Raw genomic sequence first — 14877 nt, forward strand, 5'->3', positions numbered from 1 at the left:
TACGGTCCGGGCATGAACCGTCGATTCGCCCTCGCCGCCGCGCTTGCCGCCCTGTCGCTGACCGCTGCTCCTGCCCTCGCTGCCCCGAAAAAGGCCGCCGCCAAGCCCGCGCCCAAACAGGTTCCCCTGCCCGACACGGTGCGCGTCGCCATGGTCACCGAAAAGGGCACGATCAAGCTTGACCTCGACCACAAGCGGGCGCCGATCACGGTCGAGAACTTCGTGCGCTATGTCGATGCCAGGAAATTCGACGGGATGGCCTTCTACCGCGCGATGCGTCTGAACTGGGGCACCCAGCCGAACGGACTGATCCAGACCGGCCTGCAGTCGAACCCGCTCAAGGTGTTCAAGCCAATTGCGCACGAACCGACCAGCCAGACCGGCATCCTGCACAAGGCCGGTGCCGTCTCGATGGCGCGCTATGCCCCGGGCACGGCCATGGCCGATTTTTCCATTCTTCTGGCCGATCTGCCCAGCCTCGACGCCGATCCCAAATCGACCAATGCCGAAAGCCAGGCAGGATTTGCCGCGTTCGGCCATGTCGTGTCGGGCATGGACGTTGTGAAGGCGATCTGGGATTCGCCGGTATCGCCGACCAAGGGCGAAGGCCCGCTCAAGGGCCAGATGCTGGAACCGCCGGTCAAGGTCCTGACCGTTCGGCGCATCGCCTCACCCGTTGTCCCTTGAGGGATACAGGCCGCGCCGGTTAGGCGCCCCCCCGCATCGATGGTAGGATTGCCGACCGCATCGGTACAGCGCCCGAGTCGCCAGCACATCGGCAGGCCGCCGCGGTGCATGTGGATCCGGGTCGCGTTCTCGAAACAGGGAAAGGACTACCGCGATGCATATCTCTGTGAAGATTGCCGGACTTGCCTTGCTGGTTAGCGCGATACCGTCGAGCGCTGGCGAGATTACCGGCACGGGCGAATACACCCCGATCAAGAACCATCGGGCGGCATCGATCTGCTCGTTTTCCGGCCTGAACGACGATGCCCGTCCAACCCCCGACATCGTCCAGACTTACGGGATGATCGTCCGCGCGAGCGGCGGTGGCCCTCTGCCGTTCGGTCCGTGGGATGAGTGCAAGGGAAGATAACCTGCATCAGACGCAAAGAACCCGCCGGCGCAGGTGGCACCGACGGGTTCCTTGCTATCGAACTCCGGATCAGTCCGGACCGGCGCGTCAGCCTTCGCTGACGGTCGCCTTCACGATCTTGCCCGGCGCACGCGGCGGCTCGCCCTTGGGCAGCGCATCGACGTGATCCATGCCTTCAATTACATTGCCCCAGACCGTGTACTGCCGGTCGAGGAACGTCGCATCGTCGAACACGATGAAGAACTGGCTGTTGGCCGAATGCGGCTGGTTGGTCCGCGCCATCGAGCAGGCGCCGCGCACGTGCGGCTCGTTGTTGAACTCGGCCTGCAGGTCCGGCTTGCTGGAACCGCCCATGCCGGTGCCGTTGGGGCAGCCGCCCTGAGCCATGAAGCCCGGGATCACGCGGTGGAAGGCGATACCGTCATAGAACCCTTCGCCGGCCAGCTCCTTGATCCGCGCCACGTGGCCGGGGGCCAGGTCCGGGCGCAGCTTGATCTTCACGTCGCCGCCTTCGCCGTTGCCGGTATCGAGGGTCAGGGTCAGGTATTCGTCGGCCATGGGAAATGTCTCCTGTTGAATTGGCAGCCGATATAGGGCCGCATCGGGCAAAGTCACGCCCATGTCCCGCTGCCCGGTTGCTTTTGCGCCGCAGCAGCCTAGACCCCAACGCGATGAGCGCCGAAGACCGCACCGAGACGATGGATGACGCCGCCACCTCGGCCGATGCCGTGCCGGCCGTGGAAAGTCTCGACGAGGAAAACACCCTTACCCGCGATTTCGTGCGCAGGGTCAGCGACCTTCTCGACGCGGGCGAGACCGATCAGGTCTACGATCTGGTCGAGCGGCTTCACCCGGCCGACGTCGCCGACCTCTTCGAGCTGCTGGGCGCGGACGAGCGCCCGATGCTCGCCGCGGCGATCACCGACCTCATGGGCAGCGAGGTCTTTGCCGAACTGAACGACCACGTGCGCGAGCTGCTGGTCGAATCGCTCCCGGCTGGCGAAGTCGCCGACATTGCCGAACAGTTGGACACCGACGACGCGGTCGCGATGCTCGAGGACCTCGATCACGAGGATCAACAGGCCGTCCTCGCCCACCTCGAGCCCGAAGACCGCGCCGCGATCGAGACCGCGCTGTCCTATCCCGAGGAATCCGCCGGCCGCCTGATGAGCCGCGATTTCGTCGCGGTGCCCGGACACATGACCGTCGGCGATCTGATCGACTATCTGCGCGAAGACCGGGATCTGGCCAACGAGTTCTGGGAAGTGTTCATCGTCGATGCGCGCTACCACCCGATCGGCACCTGCGCGCTGAGCTGGATCCTGCGCTGCCCGCGCGGCATCGCCCTGACCGACGTGATGAAGCGCGACCAGAACCTGATCCCGGTCGACCTCGATCAGGAAGAGGTTGCGCTGCGGTTCCAGAAGTACGCCCTCATTTCCGCCGCCGTGGTCGATCCCGACGGGCGGCTGGTCGGGCAGATCACCGTCGATGACGTGGTCCACATCATCCAGGAAGAAGCCGGCGAGGACGTGCTGCTGCTGTCGGGCGCAGGCGACGGCGACATCAACGAGCCGATCCGCGAATCCTATGCCAGCCGCGTGCGCTGGCTGATCGCCAACCTGCTGACCGCGCTGGTCGGCGCGACGATCATCAGCCACTTCGGCGGCGCGATCGAAAAGCTCGTCGCGCTTGCCGCCCTGTCGCCGATGGTCGCTTCGATCGGGGGCAACGCGGGCACCCAGACAATGGCGGTCGCGGTGCGGGCGCTGGCGACCAACCAGCTGACGCGGGCCAACACCGGGCGTATCCTGTGGCGCGAACTGCGCGTCGCGATGCTCAACGGGGTGACCGTGGCGGCGCTGATCGGGATCGCCACGGCGCTGTTCTTTGCCAACCCGCTGCTCGGCGCGGTTATCGCCACCGCCGTCATGGTCAATATCATGACCGCGGGGCTGGCCGGCGTTGTGGTCCCGGTGCTGTTCGACCGGTTCGACCAGGATCCCGCGGTCGCCAGCTCGGTTTTCGTTACCATGATCACCGATTCGATGGGCTTTTTCGCCTTCCTCGGGCTGGCGGTGGCCAGCGGACTGGTCTGATCGCGTGCCGCTGCACCTGACCAAGGTCGCCTATGGCGCGCAAAGCATCGAGGAGATGCGGTCGTGGTTCGCCGAGCGCGGCCCCGAAGCGCGGCTCACCACGCGGTATCTGCCCAAGCGCCATGCCGAAATCGTCACCCCCGACGGCGAGGAGAACGGCTCGCTGTTCTGGATCTTCAAGCACCAGCTGGTGCTGCGCAGCCCGATCCTGCGCTTCGAGGAGGCCGAAGGAGGCAAGACCCACATCGTCATCGAACCGCGCCTGATCGACCTGATGCCCAGCCCCAAGCGCGCGCACCAGGGCTGGCGCTATCTCGAGGGTGACAATGCCCCGCGCGACCTTGGCGACGGCGAAAGCGCGGGCGATGCGATGCCGGGCAAGCTGGCCAGCGACCTGGCCCGGCTCGGCCTCGTCTGAGCGGCCATCGCCCAAGTTTTGCTTTGCCGCGCGACGGGATTGCTCTCTTTCCCGCCCGCGCGCAGGATGGCACGGCGCCGTCCATGGTGCGCAAAGGGGGGATCGTCTGAAGGCCGATGACGGGTTTTTTCGCCCTTGACCTGCCGCACGCCATTGCCGGCCTCCTGGTCGGGTTCCTGGTCGGACTGACCGGGGTCGGCGGCGGTTCGCTGATGACGCCGCTCCTCGTGCTGGTGTTCGGGGTCAGCCCGGCGACGGCGGTTGGCACGGACCTGCTCTATGCCGCGATCACCAAGACGATCGGCAGCGCGGTGCACGGGGTCAAGGAAACGGTCGACTGGAAAATTGTCCGCCGCCTCGCCACCGGCAGCCTTCCCGCCGCGATCCTGACGCTGATCGCGATCAACACCTTCTTCACGGTCGGCAAGGACGCCAACCACGTGATCATGGTGGTGCTGGGCGTCATGCTGATCCTGACCGCGATCGGCATCCTGTTCCAGCGCCGCCTGCTGGCCTATGGCGCGACGCACCACCCGCCCGTCCTGTCCGATCACGCGCTGATCCCCACGGTGGTCCTCGGCGCAGTACTCGGCGTGCTGGTGACGTTGTCCTCGATCGGGGCCGGCGCGATCGGGATGACCGTGCTGCTGATGCTCTACCGCCGCCTGCCGGTGCTGCGCCTGATCGGGTCGGACATCGCCCATGCGGTGCCGCTGGCGCTGGTCGCGGGGCTGGGCCACTGGGTGATAGGCGGGGTAGACAGCGTACTGCTGGTCAACCTGCTGCTGGGTTCGGTCCCCGGCGTGATCGCCGGCAGCCTGCTCGCCAGCAAAGCGCCCGACACGCTGCTGCGCCCGGCGCTGGCGCTGGTGCTGATCGTGTCGGGCTGGAAGCTTCTGACCAGCTAGGCTTCGGCCCTCGCCGCTTCCTTGGCGATGATCCGGCGCAGCGCATTGGCATAGACCTCGGGCTCCTGCGCGCCGGGGATCAGGTATTTGCCCGCGACGATCATCGCTGGAACCCCGCTGATATTGTGATCCCAGGCCTGGGCCTCTTCGGCGCGGACGATCCGGCCCAGCGCCTCGTCCTCGAGCGCGGCCCGCGCGCCATCGGGGTCAAGACCGACGCCCTGCGCAATATCGACAAGGACCGCCGGATCAGAGACGTTGCGGCGCTGCTGGAAATGCGCGTCGAACAGCGCCAGCTTGAGCCGGGTCTGCGCCTCGGCCCCGGCTTCGATCAGCGCCCATTTGAGCAACTTGTGCGCGGCATAGGTGTTCCACATCAGTGCCTGCGGCGGATCGCCAGCGCCTGCGTAATCGAGCGAATAGCCCGCGCGCTCGGCGATCGCCTTCATCTGTCCGCGCCCTTCGGCGGCCTGCTGCGGCGTGCGGCCATACTTGCGGGCGATGTGCTCGGCCTGCCCCTCGCCCTCGGCAGGCATGTCGGGATTGAGTTCGAAAGGCAGCCAACGCACCTCGGCCTCGACCTCGTCGGCCATCCCGCCCAGCGCCCTCTGCAACTGGCTGTAGCCGATGATGCACCACGGGCACATCACGTCGGAATAGATGTCGATGGTCAGGCGGGCGGGCTGGGTCATTTGTCGAGCCACCAGGTCACGAGGTGATGGGCGATGGCGAAGGGTCGCGGGAAGACCAGCGGCCCGTCGCCATCGGGACCGGCTTGGCGCGCGGCTTCCAATTCCTCGCGGGTGAACCAGCGCGCCTCTTCCAGTTCGTTGTAATCGACGGTCAGCGCCTCGTCGTCGGCCTCGGCAAAGCAGCCGATCATCAGTTGCGACGGAAACGGCCAAGGCTGGCTGGCGATATAGCGCACGTCGCGCACGCGGACCCCGGCCTCCTCGAAGATTTCGCGCGCAACGGCTTCCTCGATGCTTTCGCCCGGTTCGACGAACCCGGCGAGCGCCGAGAACATCCGCGGAGGAAAGCGCGGCTGGCGGCCCAGCAGCAGCTTGCCGCGGCATTCGACGGCCATGATCGTGACCGGATCGGTGCGCGGGAAGTGCTGCGCCCCGCAGCCGCCGCAATCGCGCTGCCAGCCGCCCTTGGCGATGCCGGTCGGCTGGCCGCAGCGGGCGCAAAAACGATGCCGGGCGTGCCAGTCGACCAGACTGCGCGCAGCGCCGTAGGTCGCCAGTTCGCCCGGTTCCAGTTCGCTCATCGCGCGCCAGATCGCCGGCTGGGCATAGGCCGGGCCTTCCGCCCCCTCGGCCGGGACCGCGGCAAAGCAGGCCTTGCCATCGAGCAGGCCGAGAAAGACGAGATCGGCGTCGGGCGCGGCATCGGCCAGGGTGCCCCATTCGAGCGTGCCGTCAGGCGTGCAGACCGGCGCGAGGCCGTCGAGCCTCAGCAGCCGCGCGCGCCAGTCCATCAGGCCGGCCAGCCGGTCGGCGTCGTTGCGGATGTCGTCGGCCCGGTCGAGCGGCGATCCGAGGAAGGCCATGCCGGGCCGGGCAAGCGCGCCGGTGGTCATGCCGCGGGGCGCCGCTTGGCGAGGTCGGCCTGCACCGCCTGCGGAAACTCGGCATGGACCGGATAGGCGTCGGACGGCATGTACTGGGTGTAGAGCGCGGCACGCAGGCCAGCCTTCATGTTGACGAAGGCCACCGTTCCGGCCGCCCCGCCCCAGCCGTAGGTGCCTTCGAGTGCGCCAAGTCCGACGCGGCCGCCCGCGCCGAAGCCTGCGCCGCCGACCATGGTACCCGCCGTGTTGACGGTTTCCGGAAGCAGGTTCGAGGTGCCGAGCCGCACCGCCTTTTCGCTCATCACGCGCGTTCCGCCGATCGCGCCATAACCGGTCAGCATGTCGAGGAAGCGGTCGTAATCGCGCGGGCTGCTGACCAGTCCGGCCCCGCCGAAGGGAAAGGCCGGCTTGTCGAGATAGACCGAGCTGCGCGGCGGATCGATCGGCAGCAGCATGCCCATCATCGGCGAATAGTTGCCGGTCAGGCGGTGGTCCTCGCTCGCCGGGACCTGGAACCAGGTGGAGGTCATTCCGGCCGGATCGAAGATCCGCTCCTTGAGAAAGGCATCAAAGCTTGCGCCCGAGGCGACCTCGATCACGCGGCCCATAAGGTCGAGTCCGACCGAATAGGACCACTTGGTGCCCGGTTCGTAGACGAGCGGCATCTCGGCCAGCCGGTCGGCGAACAGCGCCAGGCTGCGCACCGGGCGTCCGCGATCGAGCTCGGGCAGCGGCAGGCGGGTGACCTGGCCGGGGACCAGGCCCGCGCTTTCGTAGGCGGTCTTGATCGGGCCCTTCTGGATGATCGAATAACCAAGGCCCGCGGTGTGGGTCAGCAGGTGGCGCACGGTGATCGCCGTCTTGGCCGGCCGCAGATCGGTGATCGATCCGTCCGGCGTGACTTGAACCTGCATGTTGGCGAACTTGGGCAAAAGGTCGGAAATCGGCTGATCGAGCGTCAGCTTGCCTTCGTCGACGAGGATCATCGCCGCCATGCCGGTGATCGGCTTGGTCATCGAATAGATGCGGAACAGGCTGTCCGGGCCGATCGCGTCGGGATCGTCCAAACCTTCCTTGCCGCGCAGGATGAAGCCCGGCGCCGCAGTGCCCCAGCCGATCGCCGCGGCCATGCCGGCCAGCTTGCGGGTCGAGACATATCTGTCGAGCATGGCGGTCACCGCTGGCCACTGTGCTGCGATCCCGTCCTCGGCAGCCCTCGCCACAAGCGGCAGTCCGCCCAGGGCCGCACCCGCGCCCAGCAGCGAAGCGCCGCGCAGCAACGCGCGGCGGGAAACGGCCTGATCGATCACGTCATGCACCCTGGTCTTCTCCCTGATCGGCCAACGCGAACCGCGCGGCCCTGGCGAACAGGGTGGGCAGGCCGGCGTCGTCGATCCGGTCCAGCGGCCACCATTCGCCGTTCAGCGAAAGCCTAGAGCAATTGTCACCTGAATACAGCATCAATTGCAAATCGAGATCGAAATGCGAAAAGCCGTGGCGCACCGTGCCAAGGTGACGCCAGGGCCCGTCGAGGGGGGGCAGGTGGTCGCCATCGCCGCGCGCCGACCAGCCATCGTCGGGCAGCGCGCGCATCCCGCCGAGCATGCCCTTGCCCGGCCGGGTGACGAGAAACACCTTGCCCCCCGCCTCGACCCACCAGGCGCGTCCGCTGCGCAAGGGCCGCGCCTTCCGCGCGGGCTTGACCGGAAAGCGTTCCGGCTCCTGCGTGCGGCCCCGGCAATAGTCCGCAAGCGGGCAAAGCAGACAGCGCGGGCTGCGCGCCGTGCAGATCGTTGCGCCAAGGTCCATCATTGCCTGGGCGAAATCGCCGGGCCGCTCGTCCGGCGTCAGTGTCTCGGCCGCGGCGCGGATCGCCTTGCGAGCGGCGGGAAGCGGCTCCTCGATCGCGAACAACCGAGCGACGACGCGCTCGACATTGGCGTCGACCACAGTCGCCGCCTCGCCAAAGGCGATCGCCGCGACCGATGCGGCGGTGTAGGTGCCCAGCCCCGGCAGCGCGCGCAGTCCGGCCTCGGTCGCGGGAAAGGCACCGCCGCGCGCTGCCACGGCGCGCGCGCAGGCCAGCAGGTTGCGCGCCCGGGCGTAGTAGCCCAGCCCCGCCCAAGCCGCCATCACATCGCCGTCTTCGGCCGCCGCCAGATCCTCGATCCGCGGCCAGCGGTCCAGGAATTTGGCGTAGTAAGGTGCGACCGCTGCGGTGGTCGTCTGCTGCAGCATCACTTCGGACAGCCACACCCTGTAAGGATCAGGCGGCGGCGATCCCGGCGGGCTGCGCCACGGCAGCCTGCGCGCGTGGTCGTCATACCAGGCGAGAAGTGCGGATCGGACGGTCTCGGCGCTGGCATCCATGGCGCCGCTATGGCATTGCCCGGCCCGCAATGGAACGGGATCGCACCAAGCCGAAGAATACCGGCCGCCAGTTCGAACGGCGGCGCGGCTCCGGCGTGCGCCCGATCGCCGAGCTGATGCCCGAGGTGGGACGCACCGCCTTCCGCAAGTTCGGATTCGTCCAGTCGAGCGTGGTGACCCGCTGGCCCGAGATCGTCGGTGAACGCCACGCCCGGGTCTGCTCGCCCGAATCGATCCGTTTCGCTCCCGGCGAAAAGCGCGACGGCATCCTGCAACTGGTGGTCGTGCCCGCCCACGCCCCGATCATCAGCCACGTCATTCCGGAAATCATCGAGCGGGTGAACCGCTTCTTCGGCTACCGGGCGGTGTCGCGGGTCAAGCTGCGGCAAGGCCCGGTTAATCCGCCCAAGGCCAGGGAAGCTCCCACCGCGCCGCCGTCGCTGCGGCCGATCCCGCTCGAGCTGGGCGAAAGCCTGCGCGACATCGGCGATCCGGAGCTGCGCGCAGTGCTGGAATCGCTGGCCCGCAACCTGGGCCCGTCTGACGAGGGGAAATAGGTGCCACATCGTTTGCTCAAGCTTGTTGCCCTCGCCGGCATGGCTGCCCTTTCCGCCGCTGCGACCAAGCCCGCGCCGAAGGCGGCGGTCAACTGGAACGCTGCGGTCGCCGTCACGCCGGCGGGAAGCCACGTGCTCGGCAATCCCGGCGCGGGGGTCAAGCTGGCCGAATATGTCAGCTATACCTGCCCCCACTGCGCCCATTTCGAAATCGAGGCGAGCGGCCCGCTGAAGCTCGCCTATGTCCGCAGCGGCAAGGTTTCGGTCGAGGTGCGGCACCTGGTGCGCGATCCGGTCGACCTGACGGTCGCCATGCTGTCCAATTGCGGACCCAAGGACAGGTTCTTCGTCAACCATGGCATGTTCATGCGCGCGCAGGGCACCTGGATGAAGCCGCTGCTGACCGCTTCGGCAGCACAGCGCAGCCGCTGGACCACGGGGGACCTCGCCGCGCGCAACCGCGCGATTGCCGCCGATCTCAAGCTGTACGACATGATGGCGACGCGCGGCTATGATCGCCCGGCGGTGGACCGTTGCCTGGCCGACGGCGCCATGGCCCAGCGGCTGGCCCAGCAGACCCAGGATGCCCAGAACGCCGGCGTATCGGGCACGCCCAGCTTCGCAATCAACGGCGCGCTGCTGGCGGGCACCCACGAATGGACCACCCTCAGGCCGCAACTCGACGCAGCGCTGTGATTGACCGCGCGGGCGTGATCGGCGATTGAACGGCCAGTTTTTGCCCGGCGCTGCCCGACGCGGCGCGCCCCACGCCCTGGAGAATATCCCTTGCCGACCACTTCGACGCGCCGCCTGCTGATCGCCGCTGCCATCGTTCCGCTGACCCTCGGCCTCGCAGCCTGCGGCGAAAAGACCGATAACGGTGCCACGGCCGCGCCCAGCGGCGCGCCGATCGCCAAGGTCGCCCCGCCTGCGGGCAAGGTCTGGTCCGACGTAACCGCCGTCACCGAAGAAGGCGGCTATCGCATGGGCAATCCGGACGCGCCGATCAAGCTGGTCGAATACGGTGCGCTGTCGTGCTCGCACTGTGCCGAGTTCTCGGAAAAGTCGGCCGCGGAAATGCGCTCGAACTTCGTCGATTCAGGCCGGGTCAGCTACGAACTGCGCTTCATCATGAACAACGCGCTCGATGTGCCGGCCAACCTGCTCACCACCTGCGGCGCGCCCGAGGCGGTGCTGCCGCTGGCCGACCAGTTCTGGGCCTGGCAGAAGACCATGTTCGAGACGATCCAGGCCGCTGGCGACGAAAAGCTCAACGCCATTGGCCAGCTGCCGCGCGACAAGCAGTTCGCCGCCATGGCCCAGGTCAGCGGCATGGACCAGTTCTTCGCCGCGCGCGGCGTCGCCCGCGACCAGGCGGCGCTGTGCCTGGCCGACACGGCCAAGGCCGAACGCGCGGTCAAGGCTTCGGCCGACTATGCCGCCAAGTACAAGGTCGAAGGCACGCCGACCTTCTACGTCAACGGCTCCAAGCTCGACATCAACACCTGGGAAGCGGTCAAGCCGTACCTCGAAAACATGGGCGCGCGCTGACCGGGCGCGCCCGTTCCCGCCGAATCCTGTGGATGATACGCCCGCGCGCGGGGATGGCGCTTGGCCAGCGCGCCGCGCGTGGGGTAGCCTGTGGTCATGACCGCCGTGTTTCTCCGCCGTCTTGGCCTCGTCCTGATCGCTCCGCTTGCCCTTGCCGCCTGCGACAAGGGCGGCGCCGATGGCGCGCCTGCCGCCGGGCCTTCCTTGGCCAAGGTCGCCCCGCCGGCGGGCAAGGCCTGGGCCGATGTGGTCAGCGTGACGCCCGAAGGCGGCTATAGGATGGGTAACCCGGATGCGCCGATCAAGCTGGTCGAATATGGCTCGCTGACCTGCCCGCACTGCGCCGAATTTGCCGAGAAATCCGCCGCCGAGCTGCGCGATCCCTTCGTCAGCAGCGGACGCGTCAGCTTTGAATTCCGCAACTATATCCGCGACGCGATCGACCTGACCGGGGTGATGCTGACCCGCTGCGGTCCGCCCGAAGGCTTCTTCGCCCTGACCGACGCGATCCTGGCCAACCAGAAGTCCTTCTACGACAAGGCCCAGTCCGCCGGCAAGCCGGCGCAGGACGCCGCCTTCGGTCAGGAACCGGCCAGGCGCGGCCCGGCGATCGGCGCTCTGACTGGGCTGACCCAGTTCGCCGCGGCGCGCGGCATTCCCGCGGCGCAAGGCAACGCCTGCCTGGCCGACACCGCCAAGGCCGAGGCGCTGGCCGCGCAGATCAGCAAGCAGGCCGACCAGCTCGGCGTCACCGGCACGCCCACCTTCCTCCTCAACGGCGAAAAGCTGGAGGTGAACACCTGGGACGCGGTCAAGCCGCTGCTCGAGCAGGCCGGGGCCCGCTAGGGGCAGAGCGGCAGGGGGACCGGGCAGACGATGCGCATCAAGCGGCTCAAGCTCTCCGGGTTCAAGAGCTTCGTCGAGCCGGCGGAACTGCGCATCGAACCCGGCCTGACCGGGGTGGTCGGCCCCAACGGCTGCGGAAAATCCAACCTGCTCGAGGCGATCCGCTGGGTCATGGGCGAATCGAGCCCCAAGTCGATGCGCAGCGGCGGCATGGAAGACGTGATCTTCGCCGGGACCACACAGCGCCCGCCGCGCGCCTTTGCCGAAGTGGTGCTGCTCGCCGATGCCGGCGACAACGACAGCGAACTTGAAGTCGTGCGCCGGATCGAGCGTGGCGCAGGCAGCGCCTACCGCGTCAACGGCCGCGATGTGCGCGCCAAGGACGTGGCGCTGGTCTTCGCCGATGCGGCCACCGGGGCGCACTCTCCGGCTCTGGTCAGCCAGGGCAAGATCGCCGCGGTGATCGCCGCCAAACCCGCCGAACGGCGCATGATGCTGGAAGAGGCGGCAGGGATCGCCGGGCTGCACGTGCGCCGCAAGGACGCCGAGCAGAAGCTGCGCGCGACCGAGGCGAACCTCGCCCGGCTCGAGGATATCATGGGCCAGCTGGACGCGCAGATCGGCACCCTGCGCCGTCAGGCCCGCGCCGCCGAACGCTACAAGGCGCTGTCCGACCGGATCCGCGTGGCAGAGGCGCGCCTCGTCTTCGCCCGCTGGCGCGACGCCGCCGCCGCCGCCGAGGCCGCGCGCGGTGAGGCTCAGGCCGCCGAGACCCGCGTCGCTGCCGCGCAAGGCGCGATGAAGGCGGCGCAGGACGCCCAGGCCGCCAGCGCAGAGGCCTTGGCCGAGGCGCGTGACGAGTTGGCCGACCGGCGCGACGACGCCACCGCCCACGGCCACCGCATGGCCCAGCTAACCAGCCAGCTCGAAGCGGTCGAGCAGCGGCTCAAGGACCTCGACCGGCAGCGCCAGCGGCTCGACGAGGACCGCGGCGATGCCGACCGCATGACTCGCGATGCCGCCGAAGCGCAGGGCCGGATCGAGCGCGAGCTGGCGCAGGGCGAGCAAGCGCTGGAGCTTGACGAAAAGCGCCGCCCGCTTGCCGCCGCAGCGCTCGACGATGCCGACCGCAACCTGCGCGGCGCCGAACTGGCGCTGGCCAACGCCACGGCCGAGCAGGCCGGGGTCGAGGCCGAATGGCGCGTTGCCGAAGCCGAACTGACCGCCGCCCGCCAGCGGCTCGCCCGGATCGAGGGCGAGGCCCGCCGCCAGCAGGACCTGCGCGACGCCCTTGCCCGCGAAGGCGATCCGGACGCCGCGCTCGCCCAGGCCGAAGCGGCGCGCGCCGAGGCGGCCGAAGGCCTTGCTGGCGCGCACGCGGCCCTCGTCGATGGTCAGGCGCGCAAGGCCGAACTGCAGGCCGCGCGCGACGCCGCCGGCTCTGCGCTCGCGGCCGCCAGGGCCGATCTCGCCGGGATCGAGCGCGAATGGCAGGCGCTCGACCGCGATCGCCAGGCGCGGGCACGGCAAGGCGCGGGCAAGCACGGCCCGGCCGCGCTCGACCAGGTGCGCGCCGCCCCGGGATACGAACGCGCGCTCGCCGCCGTGCTCGGCCGCGATGCAAAGGCCCCGATCGCGGCGGCTCCGGCAGACGAAGACGGGCGCTTCTGGACCGGCGCTGCCCCGCCCGAGGCGGTCGCGGACAGCCTCGCTGCGCATCTCACACAGTGCCCGCCCGAACTGGCCGCGCGTCTGGCGCTGGTCCACGTTGCCGATCAGGATGACGGGCGCACCCTTGCCCCGGGGGAATGGCTGGTCACCAAGGGCGGCCGGATTCGCCGTTGGGACGGTTTCGTCGCGCGCGGCGAAGGGGCCGCCGAAGCGGCGCGGCTCGAAGCGGAAAACCGGCTGGCCGTGCTGGAAAGCGAACTGCCGGGTCTGCGCACCGCTGTTTCCGAAGCCGACAGCACCGCAACGACAGTGCAGGCCGAATTGTCCGCCCTCCAGGCCGACCTGATCGCCCGCGAACGGGCCGTCGCCCAAGCGAGCGAGGCCGAACGCGCGGCGCTGCGCAGCGTCGACCAGGCCGAGGCGGCCAAGGCCCGCCTCGAGGCCCGCCGCGCCGAGCTCGCCGCCGCCGCCAGCGATCTGGCCGAACAGCTTGCGATTGCCGAAGCCGAACGCACGACCGCGGAAGGCCGGTTGAACGGCCTGCCCGATCCGGAAAGCGGACGCACCGCCCTTGCCGCGGCGCGCGCGCGGCATGACGGCGCGCGGCAGGGGCTGCAGGCGGCAACCGCCGCGCTCGCCGCGCACGACCAGGCGCTGGCCGTTGCGCGCGAGCGGCTCTCCACCCAGCGCGCCGACATCAAGTCGTGGGCCGCGCGCGCCGGCGATGCGGCGACGCGGCTGGCGCAGATGGCGCGGCGGTTCGAGGAGCTGGAGGAAGAGCGCGCGGTGATCGCCGCCAAGCCCGCCGGCCTGATGCGCGAGATCGAAGAGGGCGACACGGTCCGCGCCCGCATCGCCGCCGAGCTTGCCGCCGCCGAAACCAGGGTCGGCGAAGCGGGCGAAGCCGCGCGGCGGATCGAAGCCCAGTTCGCCCAGGCCAACGAAGCGCTCGCCTCTGCTCGCGAGGCCCGCGCCGGGGCCGCCGCCCGCGCCGAGAACGAGGAGGCCCGCCGACAGGAAATGGCCGGGATCTCGGGCGAGCGCTTTCAGTGCCCGCCCCCGCTGCTGCCCGAACGCTTCGCCTTCGACAGCACCGGGGTGGGCCCGGCGGGCGAGGAAAGCGCCGAACACGACAAGCTGGTCGCCGACCGCGAGCGGCTCGGCCCGGTCAACCTCGTCGCGGCAGACGAATTGGCCGCGGCCGAGGAACGCCACTGCGCCTCGATTGCCGAGCAGGCCGAACTGACCGAAGCGGTGCACCGCCTGCGCGGGTCGATCGGCAACCTCAACCGTGAAGGGCGCGAACGCCTGCGCGCCGCCTTCGAGGCGGTCGACCAGCATTTCCGCCGCCTATTCACCCGCCTGTTCGAAGGTGGCCAGGCGCATCTCGCGCTGGTCGACAGCGACGATCCGCTCGAAGCCGGGCTCGAGATCTACGCCCAGCCACCGGGCAAGCGGCTGCAGTCGCTCACGCTGCTTTCGGGCGGCGAACAGGCGCTGACCGCCGTCGCGCTGATCTTCGCGCTGTTCCTGACCAATCCTGCGCCGATCTGCGTTCTCGACGAAGTCGACGCGCCGCTCGACGACGCCAATATCGAACGCTTCTGCGACTTGCTCGACGCGATGACCCAGGAAACCGATACCCGCTACCTGATCGTCACCCACAACGCCGTGACGATGAGCCGGATGCACCGGCTGTTCGGCGTGACCATGGTCGAACGCGGCGTCAGCCGCCTGGTCAGCGTCGATCTCGAAGCGGCCGAGGAACTGCTCGCGGCGGAATGA

General features: G+C 69.0%; 15 protein-coding genes. 10 read left to right on the top strand and 5 right to left on the bottom strand.

The annotated features are described in order from the left end of the window. The first annotated feature begins 12 nt into the window (after positions 1 to 12). Together B0I00_RS05660 and B0I00_RS05665 are read left to right on the top strand one after the other, a co-directional pair. Positions 13 to 687, top strand: coding sequence for a peptidylprolyl isomerase (locus B0I00_RS05660; protein ID WP_100866315.1), 675 nt, complete (start codon positions 13 to 15; stop codon positions 685 to 687). A gap of 154 nt (positions 688 to 841) precedes the next feature. After that, a complete protein-coding gene (locus B0I00_RS05665; protein ID WP_157812475.1) occupies positions 842 to 1096 on the top strand; it encodes a hypothetical protein in 255 nt (84 codons plus the stop codon). A gap of 87 nt (positions 1097 to 1183) precedes the next feature. Here B0I00_RS05665 and B0I00_RS05670 read toward each other — a convergent pair whose 3' ends face one another. After that, positions 1184 to 1654, bottom strand: coding sequence for a peptidylprolyl isomerase (locus B0I00_RS05670; protein WP_100866317.1), 471 nt, complete (start codon positions 1652 to 1654; stop codon positions 1184 to 1186). Between the two features lie 113 nt (positions 1655 to 1767). On the opposite strand from B0I00_RS05670, the gene mgtE reads away from it, so the two are divergent. The 3 genes from mgtE (at position 1768) to B0I00_RS05685 (ending at position 4521) form a co-directional block, all read left to right on the top strand. Further along, positions 1768 to 3195 carry a magnesium transporter gene (gene mgtE / locus B0I00_RS05675; RefSeq protein WP_100866318.1) on the top strand — a complete coding sequence of 476 codons (1428 nt, stop codon included), beginning with the start codon at positions 1768 to 1770 and terminating at the stop codon, positions 3193 to 3195. A 4-nt stretch (positions 3196 to 3199) separates the two neighbouring features. Beyond that, positions 3200 to 3613 (top strand): DUF1489 family protein, encoded by a 414-nt coding sequence (locus tag B0I00_RS05680; protein WP_100866319.1) that lies wholly within the window; start codon positions 3200 to 3202, stop codon positions 3611 to 3613. Positions 3614 to 3729: 116 nt separating this feature from the next. Next, on the top strand, positions 3730 to 4521 hold the full coding sequence (locus B0I00_RS05685) for a sulfite exporter TauE/SafE family protein (protein ID WP_100866320.1): 792 nt from the start codon (positions 3730 to 3732) through the stop codon (positions 4519 to 4521). Here B0I00_RS05685 and B0I00_RS05690 read toward each other — a convergent pair. Genes B0I00_RS05690 through B0I00_RS05705 form a run of 4 tightly spaced genes read right to left on the bottom strand, consistent with a single transcriptional unit; the run spans position 4518 to position 8467 of the window. Then, a complete protein-coding gene (locus tag B0I00_RS05690; RefSeq protein WP_100866321.1) occupies positions 4518 to 5213 on the bottom strand; it encodes a DsbA family oxidoreductase in 696 nt (231 codons plus the stop codon). The two genes, B0I00_RS05685 and B0I00_RS05690, sit on opposite strands and share 4 nt — an antisense overlap. After that, positions 5210 to 6106, bottom strand: a complete 897-nt coding sequence (gene nudC, locus B0I00_RS05695) for an NAD(+) diphosphatase (protein WP_100866322.1) — start codon at positions 6104 to 6106, stop codon at positions 5210 to 5212. Before nudC ends, B0I00_RS05690 begins: the two co-directional genes overlap by 4 nt. Then, positions 6103 to 7416: a serine hydrolase domain-containing protein gene (locus tag B0I00_RS05700; protein WP_232730122.1), complete on the bottom strand. Its 1314-nt coding sequence runs from the start codon at positions 7414 to 7416 to the stop codon at positions 6103 to 6105. Before B0I00_RS05700 ends, nudC begins: the two co-directional genes overlap by 4 nt. After that, positions 7409 to 8467 (bottom strand): A/G-specific adenine glycosylase, encoded by a 1059-nt coding sequence (locus tag B0I00_RS05705; protein ID WP_100866323.1) that lies wholly within the window; start codon positions 8465 to 8467, stop codon positions 7409 to 7411. The genes B0I00_RS05700 and B0I00_RS05705 overlap by 8 nt, the downstream gene beginning before the upstream one ends. A 29-nt stretch (positions 8468 to 8496) precedes the next feature. Here B0I00_RS05705 and B0I00_RS05710 point away from each other — a divergent pair, with 29 nt between their 5' ends. The 5 genes from B0I00_RS05710 (at position 8497) to smc (ending at position 14877) form a co-directional block, all read left to right on the top strand. Further along, a complete protein-coding gene (locus B0I00_RS05710; protein ID WP_100866324.1) occupies positions 8497 to 9024 on the top strand; it encodes a DUF721 domain-containing protein in 528 nt (175 codons plus the stop codon). Positions 9025 to 9063: 39 nt separating this feature from the next. Beyond that, the gene (locus B0I00_RS05715; RefSeq protein WP_100866325.1) at positions 9064 to 9720 is read left to right on the top strand and encodes a DsbA family protein; all 657 of its coding nucleotides are present in this window, start codon (positions 9064 to 9066) and stop codon (positions 9718 to 9720) included. 90 nt (positions 9721 to 9810) lie between these two features. Beyond that, complete coding sequence (locus B0I00_RS05720) at positions 9811 to 10575, top strand: thioredoxin domain-containing protein (protein WP_100866326.1); 765 nt, start codon at positions 9811 to 9813, stop codon at positions 10573 to 10575. A 96-nt stretch (positions 10576 to 10671) separates the two neighbouring features. Then, positions 10672 to 11421, top strand: coding sequence for a thioredoxin domain-containing protein (locus tag B0I00_RS05725; protein WP_100866327.1), 750 nt, complete (start codon positions 10672 to 10674; stop codon positions 11419 to 11421). 30 nt (positions 11422 to 11451) lie between these two features. Beyond that, complete coding sequence (gene smc, locus B0I00_RS05730) at positions 11452 to 14877, top strand: chromosome segregation protein SMC (protein ID WP_100866328.1); 3426 nt, start codon at positions 11452 to 11454, stop codon at positions 14875 to 14877.

It is taken from the genome of Novosphingobium kunmingense (assembly GCF_002813245.1).
Lineage (GTDB): Bacteria > Pseudomonadota > Alphaproteobacteria > Sphingomonadales > Sphingomonadaceae > Novosphingobium > Novosphingobium kunmingense.

Coding starts and splice junctions, on each gene's coding strand:
- B0I00_RS05685 (WP_100866320.1), top strand. CDS start 3,730: ATGACGGGTTTTTTCGCCCTTGACCTGCCGCACGCCATTGCCGGCCTC.
- nudC (WP_100866322.1), bottom strand. CDS start 6,106: ATGACCACCGGCGCGCTTGCCCGGCCCGGCATGGCCTTCCTCGGATCG.
- B0I00_RS05715 (WP_100866325.1), top strand. CDS start 9,064: ATGGCTGCCCTTTCCGCCGCTGCGACCAAGCCCGCGCCGAAGGCGGCG.
- B0I00_RS05725 (WP_100866327.1), top strand. CDS start 10,672: ATGACCGCCGTGTTTCTCCGCCGTCTTGGCCTCGTCCTGATCGCTCCG.
- B0I00_RS05710 (WP_100866324.1), top strand. CDS start 8,497: ATGGAACGGGATCGCACCAAGCCGAAGAATACCGGCCGCCAGTTCGAA.
- B0I00_RS05665 (WP_157812475.1), top strand. CDS start 842: ATGCATATCTCTGTGAAGATTGCCGGACTTGCCTTGCTGGTTAGCGCG.
- B0I00_RS05670 (WP_100866317.1), bottom strand. CDS start 1,654: ATGGCCGACGAATACCTGACCCTGACCCTCGATACCGGCAACGGCGAA.
- B0I00_RS05690 (WP_100866321.1), bottom strand. CDS start 5,213: ATGACCCAGCCCGCCCGCCTGACCATCGACATCTATTCCGACGTGATG.
- smc (WP_100866328.1), top strand. CDS start 11,452: ATGCGCATCAAGCGGCTCAAGCTCTCCGGGTTCAAGAGCTTCGTCGAG.
- mgtE (WP_100866318.1), top strand. CDS start 1,768: ATGAGCGCCGAAGACCGCACCGAGACGATGGATGACGCCGCCACCTCG.
- B0I00_RS05705 (WP_100866323.1), bottom strand. CDS start 8,467: ATGGATGCCAGCGCCGAGACCGTCCGATCCGCACTTCTCGCCTGGTAT.
- B0I00_RS05660 (WP_100866315.1), top strand. CDS start 13: ATGAACCGTCGATTCGCCCTCGCCGCCGCGCTTGCCGCCCTGTCGCTG.